We start from the raw sequence: 15,356 nt of genomic DNA on the forward strand, positions 1-15,356 counted from the left end.
CTTTTCGTTATAAACATTTTTTTCATCCTGAAAAAGTCAAACACGGTATAGCTTTAATCTGCGAACGGAAGTTTTCCTCCCGTGTCATGCGTGGTTTCAAAGGCTCCTAGTCGAAGTTGTTCTTGTGAATTATTAAACTGTTGATCACGTAGTTTTTGAATGGCTTGCTGCTGCGCGTCTTGACTCATGTTGCTGTTGAGAATGCTGTCGCGTTGTTCTAAGTAAGTATTGACCCGAGATTTCCAATTGTTTCGATCTTGGTCGAGTTTTTCTAGGCGTACGGTCGCTTCGGCACCGACAAGATTCTGGCGCATTTGGCGAATTTCTTCGGCGGAGCCGCCGCGCGCTTTAATATCTGAGGTTAGTTTACGCAGATCTTCGAGTTTGGAGAGTTGTTCTAGGTTTTCTTTCCAATCTTCAGGCAGTTGAGCAAACAACTCTTTCAGTTTCTGCGCTTTTTGTACTTCGGTCAGGGACTGATCTGCCATGATGCTCATGCGGTCTAAGGTATATTCATGGTAGGTATTTTCAGCGCCAAAGAGACCTTCGATTTCATAGTCGGAAAAGAATTGGCTGCGTAGGTTTTTCATCAAAGTAAAAATTTTACGATAGTATTCAGGGTCTTCTTTATTTAGGCTTGGTTCCTTCAGACTACCCAATTGCACACGATAATCTAAATAACGAGTCCAAAGATCTAAAATTTGCTTAAGCGCAGGTTCTTTATAACCTTGCTGGATATAGGCTTTAAAATCTTGCTTGATCTGATCAATATTTTTTTCACCATATTGGGTAATAAAATATTCAAAACAGTTACGTGTTTGTTCATTGACAACTAAGCGATTACTTTGGTCGAGCACCAGTTGGCAGTTGACTTCGGTGTCCTGTTGGCTGTTACTGGCAAAAGGCAACCCTGATGCATGTGGCAAGTCTGACGCTGTGGGTAGTAAGCCTGTAGTGTTTTGAGCGCTAGAGCGAATCGGCCCTTGGTTTGAGCCAACAGTTGCACTGGGTGCGAGCCAAATGAGAAAACCAAGAATGACAACGATGATCACGGCGAAAATGAGCCATAATTTCTTTTTTTGCATATCCTATGCCTAACATCCCTATTGTATTTTTTATTTGGTTCATATGACTGAACTCGATTTATTCTGAAACAAAAGGGCAAATAAACAACAGAAAAGTTGTAAAACTAGACAAGCGGTTGATAGTATTGCGGCAGCTTTAAGACGTGTCTATGTTATGAAATCATCTGCTTCAAAAATCCAGCGCCGTGCAGTGAATGGTGTATTTTTATTGAATAAGCCATTGGGGATCAGTTCAAATGCGGCATTGCAAAAAGTGCGCTGGTTATACCGTGCACAAAAGGCGGGGCATACAGGAGCGCTTGATCCATTGGCATCGGGACTGCTGCCGATTTGTTTGGGCGAAGCGACCAAGTTTTCGCACTTTTTGTTGGACTCGGTGAAGCGCTATCAAACCACCATTCAGCTGGGGCACAGTACCACCACAGGTGATGTGGAAGGCGAGCAGTTGTTAGAGCAGATTGTACCTGAGTTAACCGAAGAGCTGATTCAGCCCGTTTTGGCTCAGTTTATGGGTGATATTCAGCAAGTGCCGCCGATGTATTCCGCTTTGAAGAAAGATGGTCGTCCTTTATATGAGCTAGCCCGTAAAGGGATTGAGATTGAGCGTGAAGCACGCCCGATTACCATCTCTGCGCTTGAGCTGCTTTCATTCACAGCAGACAGTATCACCCTTGATATTACCTGTTCAAAAGGCACATATATTCGTGTTTTAGGCGAAGATATTGCGAAGGCATTGGGTACTTATGGCCATTTAACTTATTTACACCGCATTAAAACGGGTCATTTTGATTTGATTCCAATTTATACCATTGAGTATTTGGAAAGTTTGTCTGAACAAGAGCGCGAAGCACTGTTGTTACCTGTATATGCACCTGTAGATCATTTTCCTAAAGTACAAGTTCCAGAAGGGCGCAGTGAATACTTTAGTCGCGGTATGGAAAGTAATATTGAGCATACAGCGGAAGTACAGGTCTTGGTTTTCGATGGGGAAAAATGCTTAGGCTTGGCTGAAATTACCGAGAAGAAAAGATTGGTTCCAAAGCGAGTTTTAAATCTATAATCGAAATATATCACTCGGTAAAAAAGGATAAGGCGTGGACATCGACATTATTATCAGTCTGATCTTTTTTGCCTTTTGTGCAGGCGCAATTGACGCTGCCGTTGGCGGTGGTGGGCTGATCCAAATTCCCGCTTTGATGAATGCATTTCCGTCGATGGCGCCTGCCACTTTATTTGGCACCAACAAATTAGCGGCAGTGGTGGGTACAGCCACTTCGGCTGTTTCCTTTGCCCGCAAAGTTCGCTTTGAATGGAAACTTTTGGCTGTAGTCGCAGTGTGTGCCACTATCAGTTCATTTGGGGGCGCGGCCAGTGTCGCTATGATTCCAAAAGAAGTCCTCCAACCCTTTGTCTTGGTCATGTTGATTGTGATGGCGGTATATACCTTCATGAAGAAGCAATTTGGGCAAGTGCATATGGCACAGCGTGTGACGCCTAAAATTTTGCTGTTGGCGGGAATCGGGAGTTTAGCCATTGGTTTTTATGATGGTTTGTTTGGTCCAGGTACGGGCAGTTTCTTTATTTTCTATTTTATTCGCTATTTACGCGTCGATTTTTTGCATGCGGCGGCATTGGCTAAAATTGGCAATGTGATGACCAATCTTGCAGCGCTAAGCTTTTTTATTCCCTCGGGGCATGTGCTTTTTGCTGTGGGAGGCACGATGGCCGTCGCAAATATGATCGGGTCTATTTGTGGGGTAAAAATGGCGCTGAAATATGGCAGTGGCTTTATTCGTATTTTATTTCTTATTTTGGTGACGATTCTGATTGTAAGATTGAGCTATCAAATGTTTTTGATGTAATGGTGCGATACCTTTAAAACTTCATTACAAAAAACGCGCAGTCTGTGACCTCATTTCTCGTTTATTGCATTTATGATCAATACAGTGCACTCAACGCTGTGCCAAGAAGCTTTTCAATAAAAAATGATGGTTTAAGTTGAACGGAACTGGAGCATAGAATGAATATATTTGAAGCCTTAAGAGAAAGTCACGTTATACAACGAAATTTGGCTGAACGACTACTCCAAACTTCAGGGGATACGCCTGAGCGCCGTGAGCTATTTGAACGCCTTAAAAATGAATTATTTGCGCATGCTGTGGCAGAAGACCGTTATTTTTATATCCCGTTAATGATGACCGATTCGGGCCTCAACATTACCCGCCATGCTTTGGCCGAGCACCATAAAATGGATGAGTTATTGGAACAGTTGACCGAGACGGAATTCTCAAATCCGGGCTGGTTGGCAATTGCAAAAAAATTATCGGAAACCGTACATCATCACTTACAAGAAGAAGAGCATGGTTTCTTTCAGCAAGCAGGAAAAATTTTACTCGATGCTCAAAAGACTGCGCTCGCCAAACAGTATCAGCAGGAATACAAAAAGTACAAAAAAATTGACAAAGACAGTTTGGTTTAAGTCCATTTTAAACAAAAGATGGCGAGTACCATCTTTTGTGATTTAAAGCGCGTCATAACTTTGCGGTTTGGCTCTAAAGGTAACACCAACGGAGGCAATCATAATGCAAACCAGCGCCAACGTTTGCCACATGCTAATTTGTTCTTTCAGTAGTAACCAACCTGCCAACGCTGCTAAAGCCGGCGACAAACTTGAAAGCGTCCCATAGCTGAGTTTACTCAAACGTTTTAAAGCCATCAGATCTAGGGCATAGGGAATGGTTGTGGCGAGTAGTGCAATCAATAAGGCTTTGGGCCAGTATTCCGTTTGCATTAGCGCTGTTGGGTTATGCGTGGCACTAATCGGCAGAAGTACCAAGGCTGAGATCACAATAGCAATACTGAGAGCATGCATGCCGATATTTTGACGGACGACTTTTTGCCCAAAATAGATATACAGTGCCCAGCAAGCACCCGCTGAAACTGCAAATGCGGCTCCTAAGAAGGAGAAGTTGGTTGCATTGGCTTGATGCCACGGCACCATCAGTGCAATGCCTAAAATCGCTAATCCGACCCAAATATAATCACGACGTTGTTTGATCGAGAGTAGCGCTAAAGTTAAAGGGCCTAAAAACTCTAAACCTACGGCAATACCTTGCGGCAGTTTACCCAGCGAAGCGTAGAATAAAATATTCATGAGGCATAAGGCTGCCGTGTAGCTGAGTAAATCTTTCCACTTTAAATGTGGTAGGCGTTTAATGATGCTCCATGAGCGGAACATCAGCACAATTAAAATTGCGGCAAAGCACAGTCTAAGGGTCACCACGGTGAGGGGATCCAGCACTGCAATCAACTGCTTGGCAAAAGAAGCACTGATTTGATAGGACAGCATGGACAAGACCATGAACATCACTGCCATCAGTTGAGAATTAGGCATCATGCATACATTAGGTCATAGCGACCTGTTATTTTAAGACGGTGGATTAGTATAACGATTCAGCACCCAAGTTGGATGCTGAATAAGCTGATTTTTTGAAATGTAACGACATGAATTTAAAAGTAATAGATATAGCCTTTGGATTTAAAAGCCAAATTCAAACGCTGAATCACATGGTTTAAACTGCATCTTTTCGGTTTTTCTGGGCTGTATAAGTACAACCAATAGACGCCATGATAATCACGCTGAGCGCAAGCCATTGTGACCACAATAGTTGCTCGCCTAGAAAGACAAAACCAGACAGTGCTGCGATAGCAGGTTCAAGACTCATGAGCGTCCCAAAACTTAAAGCGGTTAAATTACGTAGCGCAATCATTTCCAAGCTAAAAGGCAAAGCGCTGGCCAAAACTGCCAAAGCCACGAAATAGATCAGGTTTGAGGGTTCAAACACATTTGTGGGTAAACCACTGAACAGAGCGAGCGGCATTAATATCAGCATGCCGACAAACATGCCTAAGCACACGGTATGGTTTCCCGACACACCCGATGGACGCTGCCCCGCCACGATATACAAGGCCCAACATGCACCTGCACCTAGTGCAAATGCAATCCCAAGAGGGTCTAAAGGTTGAGCTGCTTGGTTGAATGGAAATAGTAAAACCAAGCCTAAAATAGCCAGTCCGACCCAAACAAAGTCAAAGCGCTGTTTGGCATAAAACAGAGCAACACTGAGCGGGCCAATAAACTCAAACGACACTGCAATGCCGAGCGGCAGGCGAGCAATGGATAAATAAAACAATAGGTTCATGCCTGCCAAAGCAAAACCATAGCTGAGAATGGCTTTATATTTGACTTGCTTAAAATCAACCTGCCAAATTTTAAAGAGCACAGCCAAAATGATTGATCCCAACAGCAAGCGCATGGCGGAAACGGTTAAAATAGGAAATTGATCGAACAGCACTTTGGCCAGTGAACCACTACTTTGCAAGCTGAGCATCGCAATCAGCAATAAAAAGGTTGCTTGGAGGTGGGGAGTGCTTTTTAGATTTGGCATTATTAGAATACTAGATAGAGAAGTGAATACTTGCAAAAAGTAGCGGAGAATGTGCTCAGATTACACATAAAATTTTAACAAGTATTCAAAAATAAAAAAACCACAGCTTGGCAGCTGTGGTTTTTAAATAGAGTCGAATTAGAACAATACGCGAACGCGGATTGTGCCTTCAACGTCTTGTAGAGTATCTAAAGCTTCTTGAGATGCTGTTGCGTCTACATCCATCACCAAGTAACCCACATCACCTTTGGTCATTAAAGACTGACCAGAAATGTTGATGCCGTGTTCAGCAAACAGGTTGTTGATTTTTGACAACACGCCTGGCACGTTTTTGTGGATGTGAAGTAAACGGTGTTTGCCTTCGGTCAACGGTAACGCGATTTCTGGGAAGTTCACCGCAGATAAAGTCATGCCTTTATCTGAATAAGAAACGAATTTCTCAGCCACTTCTAAACCAATGTTCGCTTGCGCTTCCATGGTCGAACCGCCCACGTGAGGAGTTAAGATCACGTTTGGAATGTTACGTAGTGGAGAAATGAACTCTTCACCATTGGCTTTTGGTTCTTTCGGGAATACGTCAACCGCAGCACCAGCAACATGACCTGATTTCAAGGCATCTGCTAAGTCTTCAATTACTACGCATGTACCACGTGCAGCATTGATGAAGATTGCACCTTCTTTCATTTGTGCAAATTTTTCTTTGGTCATGAAGTTACGTGTAGACGGAACATCAGGTACATGCAAAGAAACGACGTCAGCAGTTGCTAAAAGTTCGTTTAAGCTACCGACTTGACGTGCATTACCTAAAGGTAATTTCGTTACTGTGTCGAAGTAGATTACTTTCATACCTAAGCTTTCAGCAAGGACAGAAAGTTGTGAACCGATTGAACCGTAACCGACAATCCCTAAAGTTTTGCCACGAGTTTCGAACGAACCAACAGCTGACTTGTTCCAACCGCCTGCATGTGTATCTGTCGATTTTTCAGGTACACGGCGAAGAAGAAGAATAGCTTCAGCAAGTACAAGTTCAGCCACTGAACGTGTATTTGAGTATGGTGCGTTAAATACTGGAATACCACGAACCATCGCAGCATTTAAGTTCACTTGGTTGGTACCAATACAGAAACAACCAACAGCGATTAATTTATTCGCTGCTTCAAACACTTCTTCAGTGAGTTGTGTACGGGAACGAATACCAATGAAATGTGCATCTTTAATCGCTTCTTTCAACGCTTCACCTTCAAGCGCTGTTTTACGATAATCGATGTTGGTGTATCCGGCAGCATTTAGTGTGTCGATTGCGTTTTGGTGAACGCCTTCTAACAACAAGAAACGAATTTTATCTTTAGGAAGTGAAAGATGTTGGCTCATTACGGCTCCGCTACAAAGGCCAAATTTAGTGGCGATATAATAGCACGTACCGCGCCCGATATACATTTCCTTTATGCGGACTCTGCTGGGTATTTTTAGCCTCTATAGTGCGTAAAAAAGTCTTTTTGGTCTAATTAAACTAATCATTTCAAAGGTATCCTGAATAAAACAGCTTTTTCTGCGGGAAACAGAAAAAATGCCTTATAATATGACTCCGTGAAAATAAGCCAGTTGCACACTGCTGCTTAAATCCTCACGAACTGCCTGAGCCTTAGGGCATGGAAAGACTGAAATGAAGCGCTTTTCATGCAGAGAACCCTAGCGCCACAAACAACTTGTTTACTTCTTGCAAGGTCTGAAAACGATGAATGCTCCAGTCGCTTTAACCCCAGAGTTATTGACCCAATTGACAGCAATTGTAGGTGAAACCCGCATTAAAACCGATGCGGATAGCCTTGAAAATTGGGGACGCGATCATACCAAACATTTTGATCCAAACCCGTCAGTCATCGTTTTTCCATCGAGCACGGAACAAGTGCAAGCGGTTGTGAAACTTGCAAATGAGTTTAATGTTGCGATTACACCATCAGGTGGTCGTACTGGTTTATCTGCCGGTGCAGTCGCGGCCAACGGTGAAATTGTGGTAAGCATGGACAAGATGAACCAAATCTTGGAATTCTTCCCAGCAGACCGTATGGTTCGCGTCCAAGCAGGCGTGGTGACTGAACAGCTACAAAACTATGCTGAAGAGCAAGGCATGTATTACCCCGTCGATTTTGCTTCTGCGGGTTCGAGTCAAATTGGTGGAAACATCGGTACCAATGCAGGCGGTATTAAAGTCATTAAATACGGCATGACGCGTAACTGGGTACTCGGTTTAACTGTAGTCACGGGTAAGGGTGATGTGCTGCGTCTAAACAAAGGCATGATCAAAAACGCGACTGGTTATGCGCTGCAACATTTATTCATTGGTGGTGAAGGGACACTGGGCTTAGTGACTGAAGCTGAAATCAAACTGGAACGCCAACCGCAAGACCTTCAAGTAATGGTGTTGGGCGTACCTGACTTTGATGCTGTGATGCCTGTACTGCATGCTTTCCAAGCAAAAATTGATCTGACTGCATTTGAGTTCTTTGGTGAGCTGGCAATGCAAAAAGTGTTGGCACATGGTCATGTACAACGTCCATTCGAAACCGAATGTCCATTCTATGTATTGTTAGAATTTGAAGCGCCATTTGAGCCAATTATGGACAAGGCGATGGAAATTTTTGAGCACTGTATGGAACAAGGCTGGGTACTGGATGGCGTGTTGAGCCAAAGCCTCGATCAAGTGGAAAGTTTATGGCGTTTACGTGAAGACATTTCTGAGTCGATTGCTCCATTTACACCGTACAAAAACGACATTTCAGTTTTGATTACCCACGTTCCTGCATTCATTAAAGAAATTGATGCGATTGTGGCAGGTAACTATCCAGACTTTGAAATTTGTTGGTTCGGTCATATCGGTGACGGTAATTTACACTTAAATATTTTAAAACCGGCTGACTTAAGCAAAGACGAATTCTTTGCCAAATGTCAGGTGGTGAATAAATATGTCTTCGAAACTGTGAAAAAATATGACGGTTCAATTTCTGCGGAGCACGGTGTCGGTATGACCAAAAAGCCATACCTTGACTACACCCGTTCGGCGGAAGAGATTGAATATATGAAGGCATTGAAGCAAGTTTTCGATCCAAATGGCATTATGAACCCAGGTAAATTATTCGATCTTTAAGCTCGAATTGAGTTTTTAAAGCGCATCCATCGTGATGCGCTTTTTTATGGCTGAAGGAACTGAATTACATTTACTAAATAGTGTAATAGGCCTAAAAAAGGCATGATGGACTGATAAATAATGAATTTTGGGTGGGATTTATGTTGCGTCTTATTTTAGCTTCAGCTGTATGTGTGGGACTATTGTCAGGTTGTGCGACGACCAAAGAGTTAGTGAATAAAGTCGGTTCGTCAGATACGCCGTTGGCTCAGGTACTTAAAGAGCGTCCAGATTTGCGTAATGAGTTGGCTACGGTTGAAATCCGTCAGTACTTTAATACGGTGGAGTCCCCGACTGCGGCAGAAGTCAAAGTGACTGAAACAGGTTTGCTAGATGACTCGGTGAAGTCGGTGCGTACTGTGTATAACTTTAAGTTGGTCGATGGTGATTGGGAAAAAACTGCGACGAAAACCTCTTACCAATGTGCGCGTGGTAAAAATACCAAGAACTTCCAAACAGCGAAGTGTGCATAATAAATCTTTGATTTATGGTTGAAATGTAGGCGAGTCTGCCTCATAAAAAGCGTATCCGTTGATGCGCTTTTTTGTTTTTTGAGGCGGTATAAGCAAAAACCTTTTCTATTTTTTGTTGAGCTGTGGATGAAAAAAAGACAAGATAGTTTCTGAGAAAAAACCTGATTTTACTGAAATTAATGATATAAAAGCTTTAGATTGCCCCCCCAAAAAAAAATGTGAACAAAATGAACATCCAACAAGAAATTAAAAACTTATTCGAAAACAGAGATGAACATCCATTATTTTATATTGAAAGCGGTAGCCGTCTATGGGGGATGGAAAGTCCCGATAGTGATTATGATGTAAGAGGTGTTCATCTGCCGTCTAAGGCGCAATATTATGATTATCGCCAACATCGTGATCTTATCGAAATCATGGATGGCGATTTCGATTTTGTCTCATTTGATTTGAACAAAATGTTTGGTTTAATTGCCAAAAGTAACCCAACAGTTTTGGAATGGGTACGCGCTCATATTGTTTATTTTAATGCATTTCCAGAATGGGAAAATTTTAGAGATGGATTATTGAATCGAGTAGATTATAAAGCATTGTATTATCACTATTTATCCTTTGCAAAAGGTGGGATGCAAGTGATGCAGACAGCAGATAATTTTACTTATAAGAAAGTGTTTTACTCAATTCGAGGTTTAATGTCAGCTGAATTAGCAACTCAACAAATCATGCCCGAGTTACAGATTACAGAGTTGTTTGATCAAATTAGTGTAGATGACCCCTTACGGCATTGGGCTGAAGACTATTTAGAAATTAAGAAACAACAAAAAGAAAAAGCACAGTTACCAGAGGTTGAGCAAACTAAAATTTTAAAGTTATTAGAATGTAAAATTGAAGTGCTCAATACACAGCCGATTCAGTCGACCAATGATTTAGAAAAGTTACAACAATATCTTACAGAGTATAGTTTCAGTTTAAAACAACACTTCTATGGTGCTTAGTTTGGTTGGTGGATCATTAAATCATGAAAACCCTTGCCTTTATCCACTCAGAAAGTACTCGTACCGCTGTAGGCGACTTTGCCCCAGTCGTCTCTGTGTTTTCACACTATGAACTAGGGAACTCGGTTTCACCTTTTCTATTGCTGGATCATATAGGCCCGAGTTATTTACAGCCAACTCGCTTAAAAAAGGGCGTGAGTGAACATCCGCATCGTGGCTTTGAAACGGTAACTATCGTTTATCAAGGTGAGCTCGCCCATCAGGACTCTACAGGCGGCGGCGGTGTGATTGGTGCAGGGGATGTACAGTGGATGACGGCAGGAACTGGGGTACTGCACGAAGAAGTATTTAGTGAGGCATTTTCCAAAACAGGTGGGGCATTTGAAATGATCCAACTGTGGGTCAATTTGCTTGCCAAAGATAAAATGAATCCTGCACGTTACCAACACTTAAGTCATGCAGCCATTCCAAAGCTTGAGTTGGCGCAAGCTCAAGGAACGGTCAGGGTGATTGCAGGGACGTATGAAAACCAGACAGGGCCTGCTCAAACGCATAGCTCTATGACCATGTTGGATGTTCAGCTTATAGCGGGTACGAAAACAGTTTTACCTGCATTGGAAGGCGAAACGACACTGCTGTATATCCGTAGGGGTCGTATTCAACTCAATAGTGGCGAAATTGTTGAAGCACAGCAGATGGCAGTCATGTCCAATCATGGCGAGCACCTTGAAATACAAGCGGTACAAGACAGCGCTTTTTTATTACTCAGTGGGAAGCCTTTAAATGAACCGATTTATGGACGAGGTTATTTTGTCATGAACACCTTCACCGAAGTTTTACAGGCGTATGAGGACTTAAAACAAGGGTATTTTATTGCGCCTAATACAAAACCAAATGCGACAGATGAAACTTAAAAAAGTAACAATACAAACAGATGCAACACTGCTAAAATAGCTTAACTGAGCTTTGTCGGTGTCACCGCTCGGTCTATTTTAATAACACCTTTTCTAAAAACGCTTTGTGAATACAGCGTAAAACCAGTGTGCATTTCTCGCACCCATTACATTTTTTATTTAATTTTACAGTGCTTGCCATTGGGCTTAGTCGTCTCTCCCTCCAACGGACTTCGCTCAGGCTTGTACGCATTTTATATGTAGATAACAATGCAAAACGTACAAACTTTAAAGTTAAGCCGTGCCACATTGATGTTTCCTTTGGCATTGGTTTTATTCGAATTTTCGGTCTATATCGGTAACGATTTAGTCCAGCCTGCCATGCTCGCGATTACCCAAGACTTTGGGGTAAGTAGTGCGTGGGCACCATCGTCTATGTCCTTTTATTTACTGGGCGGTGCTTGTGTCGCGTGGCTGCTTGGACCACTCTCAGACCGTTTAGGCCGTAAAAAAGTGTTGCTCGCAGGTGTGGCATTTTTCGTGCTGACCTGCCTCGCGATTTTACTCACTCAAAATATTGAGTCTTTTTTGGCGCTCCGCTTTTTACAAGGCGTGGGGCTATCGATGATTTCTGCGGTGGGTTATGCCGCAGTACAGGAAAGTTTTGAAGAGCGTGATGCCATTAAAGTCATGGCACTCATGGCCAATATTTCTTTGCTGGCACCGCTGCTTGGCCCCGTAGTGGGCGCGTTCATGATTGACCATGTGTCATGGCATTGGGGCTTTATTGGCATCGCCTTTTTGGCTTTTTTAAGTTGGTTTGGTTTAAAAGCCAAAATGCCTGCGACACAGCAGCACCATCCCAAAAAGCCGCTGCGCTATATTTGGGATGACTATAAAACGGTCTATAAAAATAAGACCTTTTTGGCGCTCACCTTTGGTTTGCCTATGGTCGCGATGCCTTTGATGCTGTGGATTGCGCTGTCGCCTGTGATCCTGGTGGAAGAACTTGGCTTGAGCAGTATGCAATACGGCTTGGCACAGTTCCCCGTCTTGGGCGGTCTCATTCTGGGCAACATTGTATTGATTAAAGTCATCGACAAAATGGCACTGGGTAAAACTGTGTTACTCGGTTTGCCTTTAATGTTCATCGGTACGCTGTTGGTGGTGCTCGGCACCATTTTCCAAAGCTATTTCTTGCCGTTACTGATTGTGGGGATGACTTTGGTGAGCTTCGGCGAAGGTATCAGTTTTTCTGTGTTATATCGCTTTGCGTTGATGTCATCGGAAGTGTCCAAAGGGACGGTTGCTGCAGCCGTTTCGGTATTGATGATGTTTACGTTCTTCTTCGTGATTGAACTGGTGCGTATGGCTTATGTGGCATTTGGTCTTTGGGCCTACAGTTTGGTCTGCCTAATATTGATTGCTCTTTGGTTTAGCTTTCCACGTGCGACCGTGAAAAAAGTGATGCAAAAACGTCTTGAGAGTGGTGTTTACTAAGATTGAATTCAGCTAAGTTCACATCATAAAAAAGCGCGCATTCATTTGAATGGGCGCTTTTTATTACTGCTCTAAAAAATCCTTTTAAAGCCAGTTTTTTAACTCAGGCTTCAGCTTGCTCAGGTTCTAGTTTTTTAATTTTGGCATCAAACACAAAAGGCCCAAAAGGCAAGATTGAAGCAATCAAACCTAAAATAAACATCTTCAAAGACCATTTTTGCTTTTCACAGACCACAAACAGCACAATGAGAAATAAGATAAATAATACACCATGCCCCATACCCACGTATTTGACTAGGATGGGGTTATCAAAGATGTATTTCATTGGCATCGCAACGAATAACAACAGTAAAAAAGAAATCCCTTCTAAAAATCCTACAACACGTAATGTCTGAATGTTCATGGTCAAAAAATCTATGAGAATGAAGCTCGAGTGTACGCAAGAACCAGATAAAAATGAACCACAATACACCCGTACATCATGAAGCTTTTAAAGATCGTCGATGTGTAGTCTGTTTTATTTAATGTCTCGGGCGAGCAGTTCAGTTTTTAACTTCAGCAATTCGGGCAGAGTTTCCAGTAGTAGACTGATTTGTTTGAGGACCAAGTGTAAATTCTGATTCATTGTTTCTTGCGCATTTAAGCGTTTAATCTCGGCCAGTTTCTGCTGGATGTCGAGTTCAGGTAATGCCTGCTGATGGAGCAGTACATGATTCAGCGTATTTTGACACCAGAGCATGAGTTCCAGTACTTGCGTATCCTGCACCAATTCTCGGTGACTTCCCAAAGCAGAAATATAACTGAGTTGACTGTGGCTATATACCAAGTAGCGAAAAGCATGATGCACCAGTTCTGGGTTTGGATTGGGCTCGGTACTGAGACTGGAGATCATGTTCGCCAGTTCGGTTTGGGCATTATGCGCAGTACGTCGCGCACTGCGGTAAGCCAGACTATTATTTTTGCCGTGTTGATATTGCTCACAGATGGCATTGAAATAGTTGAGGGTTGCATCAGATGCTTTTTTAATGGTGTTGGAAATATTGCGGAAGTCCCAATCGGGCCAAATAAAACTCACTGCGAACCAAGCAATGGCACAGCCAATGAGCGTATCTATAATTCGCGGTAAAATAATGGCATAACCTGCACCTTTTAAATTAAAAATCAGCAGTACCATGAGTGTTGCCATCAGGGTCGCCATGGCATATTTCTTGGAACTGAGATAGAAAAAGCACACGCCAAAAATAATGGTCAGTAACAGTTGTCCTTCAATACTTGGGACGAAATACAGCAGCGGAATCCCTAAAACAACGCCCAAAATAGTGCCCAAGGTTCGCATTTTTAAGCGGCTTTTGGTGGCGAAATAACGCATTTGGCAAACAAATAAACTGGTGAGCAAAATCCAATAGCCATGTTGCGCAAAGGGTAGAAGTGAGATGCCATAACCTACAGTAAAGACAAAGGCGATGCGTACCGCATGTCGAAACAGTGCGGATTGGGGGGTGAGATGTTGACTGAGTTTGAGCCACAGATCATGCCAATCATGGATATCATCATCATATAAGTTGAGGTTATCAATATGCTGTTGATAACGCTGTTCTTGGCGCGATTGTAGTTCGTTGAGGTGCTGAAAACGTTCATGCACACTGTCCAAATTATTTAAAATCAGTTGTAGATTTTTGACTTCAATATTGTGTGGATGATCTCGAATCCAGTCCTGCATGGAACTGTGTAAATTCAGCAACGCCTGAGTAGTCGTTGGATCTGATACATAGGTTTGATTGGCTAAGATACACCGTGCCAAAGCCTGACAGGCAAGGGCTTGCAGCCGAATATTTTTTTGAATACGAAAAATGAGGTCAGTACGGCTAAAGTTTTGATGTAACTGCTCATAGTGTAAATAATTAGAGCTGGCTTGTTCATGAATGTCTTGAACGAGAAAGTAGAGATTGAGCCAATAAATGGTATTTTGGTTGGCGCGAGATGCTTTTAGTCGCGTCAGTAGTGAGCTTTTGGTGTGGTTAAAACTTTGCACCACAGTACTATTTTGTAAGGATAAATCGTAGAGCAGCGCTTCTACATTGTCTCGATTGTCTGGGTCGAATAGACGTGCTTTTGCGTTGAGCAAATCGGCGACTTGATTAAAACAGCGGGCTAAGTTGTCTTGAACGGCCAAGGTGGGTTTAAGGATATAAAACACAATGGCGGTACAGCCATACCATAATGCTCCCAAGACAAAACAACTAGGTTGAAAGTACCACACCGAATATTCACCTAGGCCAAACATACTGTATAGGGAAAGTAAAATGGTACCAAAGCTCATTGCTGCATAGCGTTGCCCCAGTGCCCCCAGTAAAATAAAACAAGCACTAGACAGTGATAAATATAAGATGAAGAGGAATTTATAAGGATGTAAAAAATCTAAAATGCTGCTGACACTAAAGAACAAGACACAGACATAGGCAAGGTTTCTGAGACGAATACTGAGCCGATCGTCGAAGTCGGTCAGGGCTGTTGCAATTGCACCTAATGTGGTCGGAACAATAAGCTGTTGTAGTCCTAAAAAATATAAACCTAAGGTTGTGCCACTCAGCACAATCAAGATTTGCAAGCAATACATAAAAATTGCATTGGACTGAAAGGACTGAAACCACTGACGAAGATTGTTCACGATGTAATAGTCTAGGCCTAGTTTTATTTTGGTTTTAGCCTGAACTTTTTTCAGGGCACTGTCAATTTAATGCTGTGGTCCATTGCATGAAAAATTCACCTATGACAATA

Annotated in this window: 14 protein-coding genes; 8 read left to right on the forward strand and 6 right to left on the reverse strand. The window is 42.6% G+C overall.

Translation table 11 applies throughout. The annotated features are described in order from the left end of the window. Positions 1–53: 53 nt before the first annotated feature. The gene (locus RR876_RS07455) at positions 54–1,085 is read right to left on the reverse strand and encodes a lipase secretion chaperone (RefSeq protein WP_332476413.1); all 1,032 of its coding nucleotides are present in this window, start codon (positions 1,083–1,085) and stop codon (positions 54–56) included. Between the two features lie 154 nt (positions 1,086–1,239). On the opposite strand from RR876_RS07455, the gene truB reads away from it, so the two are divergent. The 3 genes from truB to RR876_RS07470 all read left to right on the forward strand — a co-directional run bounded on the left by truB (position 1,240) and on the right by RR876_RS07470 (position 3,564). Then, on the forward strand, positions 1,240–2,145 hold the full coding sequence (truB, locus tag RR876_RS07460) for a tRNA pseudouridine(55) synthase TruB (RefSeq protein WP_332476414.1): 906 nt from the start codon (positions 1,240–1,242) through the stop codon (positions 2,143–2,145). A 34-nt stretch (positions 2,146–2,179) separates the two neighbouring features. Further along, complete coding sequence (locus RR876_RS07465; protein WP_236769228.1) at positions 2,180–2,947, forward strand: TSUP family transporter; 768 nt, start codon at positions 2,180–2,182, stop codon at positions 2,945–2,947. A gap of 158 nt (positions 2,948–3,105) precedes the next feature. Further along, positions 3,106–3,564 (forward strand): hemerythrin domain-containing protein, encoded by a 459-nt coding sequence (locus RR876_RS07470; RefSeq protein ID WP_178895948.1) that lies wholly within the window; start codon positions 3,106–3,108, stop codon positions 3,562–3,564. Between the two features lie 42 nt (positions 3,565–3,606). Here the strand turns inward: RR876_RS07470 and RR876_RS07475 are convergent, their stop codons facing one another. The 3 genes from RR876_RS07475 to serA all read right to left on the reverse strand — a co-directional run bounded on the left by RR876_RS07475 (position 3,607) and on the right by serA (position 6,904). Further along, positions 3,607–4,479, reverse strand: coding sequence for an EamA family transporter (locus RR876_RS07475; protein ID WP_332476484.1), 873 nt, complete (start codon positions 4,477–4,479; stop codon positions 3,607–3,609). Positions 4,480–4,657: 178 nt separating this feature from the next. Further along, positions 4,658–5,533, reverse strand: a complete 876-nt coding sequence (locus tag RR876_RS07480; protein ID WP_332476415.1) for an EamA family transporter — start codon at positions 5,531–5,533, stop codon at positions 4,658–4,660. A gap of 138 nt (positions 5,534–5,671) precedes the next feature. Further along, positions 5,672–6,904, reverse strand: a complete 1,233-nt coding sequence (serA, locus tag RR876_RS07485) for a phosphoglycerate dehydrogenase (protein WP_094148681.1) — start codon at positions 6,902–6,904, stop codon at positions 5,672–5,674. A 364-nt stretch (positions 6,905–7,268) separates the two neighbouring features. On the opposite strand from serA, the gene RR876_RS07490 reads away from it, so the two are divergent. The 5 genes from RR876_RS07490 to RR876_RS07510 all read left to right on the forward strand — a co-directional run bounded on the left by RR876_RS07490 (position 7,269) and on the right by RR876_RS07510 (position 12,578). Next, positions 7,269–8,678, forward strand: coding sequence for an FAD-binding oxidoreductase (locus tag RR876_RS07490; protein ID WP_332476416.1), 1,410 nt, complete (start codon positions 7,269–7,271; stop codon positions 8,676–8,678). A 140-nt stretch (positions 8,679–8,818) separates the two neighbouring features. Then, the gene (locus RR876_RS07495; RefSeq protein WP_078389157.1) at positions 8,819–9,190 is read left to right on the forward strand and encodes a hypothetical protein; all 372 of its coding nucleotides are present in this window, start codon (positions 8,819–8,821) and stop codon (positions 9,188–9,190) included. 227 nt (positions 9,191–9,417) lie between these two features. Further along, positions 9,418–10,185 carry a nucleotidyltransferase domain-containing protein gene (locus RR876_RS07500; protein ID WP_332476418.1) on the forward strand — a complete coding sequence of 256 codons (768 nt, stop codon included), beginning with the start codon at positions 9,418–9,420 and terminating at the stop codon, positions 10,183–10,185. 23 nt (positions 10,186–10,208) lie between these two features. Further along, positions 10,209–11,099 (forward strand): pirin family protein, encoded by an 891-nt coding sequence (locus RR876_RS07505; RefSeq protein WP_332476419.1) that lies wholly within the window; start codon positions 10,209–10,211, stop codon positions 11,097–11,099. Between the two features lie 249 nt (positions 11,100–11,348). Continuing rightward, a complete protein-coding gene (locus tag RR876_RS07510) occupies positions 11,349–12,578 on the forward strand; it encodes an MFS transporter (RefSeq protein ID WP_332476420.1) in 1,230 nt (409 codons plus the stop codon). A gap of 103 nt (positions 12,579–12,681) precedes the next feature. Here the strand turns inward: RR876_RS07510 and RR876_RS07515 are convergent, their stop codons facing one another. Continuing rightward, a complete protein-coding gene (locus tag RR876_RS07515; protein WP_004977999.1) occupies positions 12,682–12,981 on the reverse strand; it encodes a DUF3817 domain-containing protein in 300 nt (99 codons plus the stop codon). A 114-nt stretch (positions 12,982–13,095) separates the two neighbouring features. Beyond that, the gene (gene yccS / locus RR876_RS07520) at positions 13,096–15,246 is read right to left on the reverse strand and encodes a YccS family putative transporter (protein ID WP_332476421.1); all 2,151 of its coding nucleotides are present in this window, start codon (positions 15,244–15,246) and stop codon (positions 13,096–13,098) included. Positions 15,247–15,356: the final 110 nt, after the last annotated feature.

The organism is Acinetobacter sp. (genome assembly GCF_036666595.1).
Lineage (GTDB): Bacteria > Pseudomonadota > Gammaproteobacteria > Pseudomonadales > Moraxellaceae > Acinetobacter.

Bases quoted from the DNA above. Each gene is read 5' to 3' on its own strand.
- RR876_RS07455 (WP_332476413.1), bottom strand. From the start codon at position 1,085: ATGCAAAAAAAGAAATTATGGCTCATTTTCGCCGTGATCATCGTTGTC.
- truB (WP_332476414.1), top strand. From the start codon at position 1,240: ATGAAATCATCTGCTTCAAAAATCCAGCGCCGTGCAGTGAATGGTGTA.
- RR876_RS07470 (WP_178895948.1), top strand. From the start codon at position 3,106: ATGAATATATTTGAAGCCTTAAGAGAAAGTCACGTTATACAACGAAAT.
- RR876_RS07475 (WP_332476484.1), bottom strand. From the start codon at position 4,479: ATGCCTAATTCTCAACTGATGGCAGTGATGTTCATGGTCTTGTCCATG.
- RR876_RS07480 (WP_332476415.1), bottom strand. From the start codon at position 5,533: ATGCCAAATCTAAAAAGCACTCCCCACCTCCAAGCAACCTTTTTATTG.
- serA (WP_094148681.1), bottom strand. From the start codon at position 6,904: ATGAGCCAACATCTTTCACTTCCTAAAGATAAAATTCGTTTCTTGTTG.
- RR876_RS07490 (WP_332476416.1), top strand. From the start codon at position 7,269: ATGAATGCTCCAGTCGCTTTAACCCCAGAGTTATTGACCCAATTGACA.
- RR876_RS07495 (WP_078389157.1), top strand. From the start codon at position 8,819: ATGTTGCGTCTTATTTTAGCTTCAGCTGTATGTGTGGGACTATTGTCA.
- RR876_RS07500 (WP_332476418.1), top strand. From the start codon at position 9,418: ATGAACATCCAACAAGAAATTAAAAACTTATTCGAAAACAGAGATGAA.
- RR876_RS07505 (WP_332476419.1), top strand. From the start codon at position 10,209: ATGAAAACCCTTGCCTTTATCCACTCAGAAAGTACTCGTACCGCTGTA.
- RR876_RS07510 (WP_332476420.1), top strand. From the start codon at position 11,349: ATGCAAAACGTACAAACTTTAAAGTTAAGCCGTGCCACATTGATGTTT.
- RR876_RS07515 (WP_004977999.1), bottom strand. From the start codon at position 12,981: ATGAACATTCAGACATTACGTGTTGTAGGATTTTTAGAAGGGATTTCT.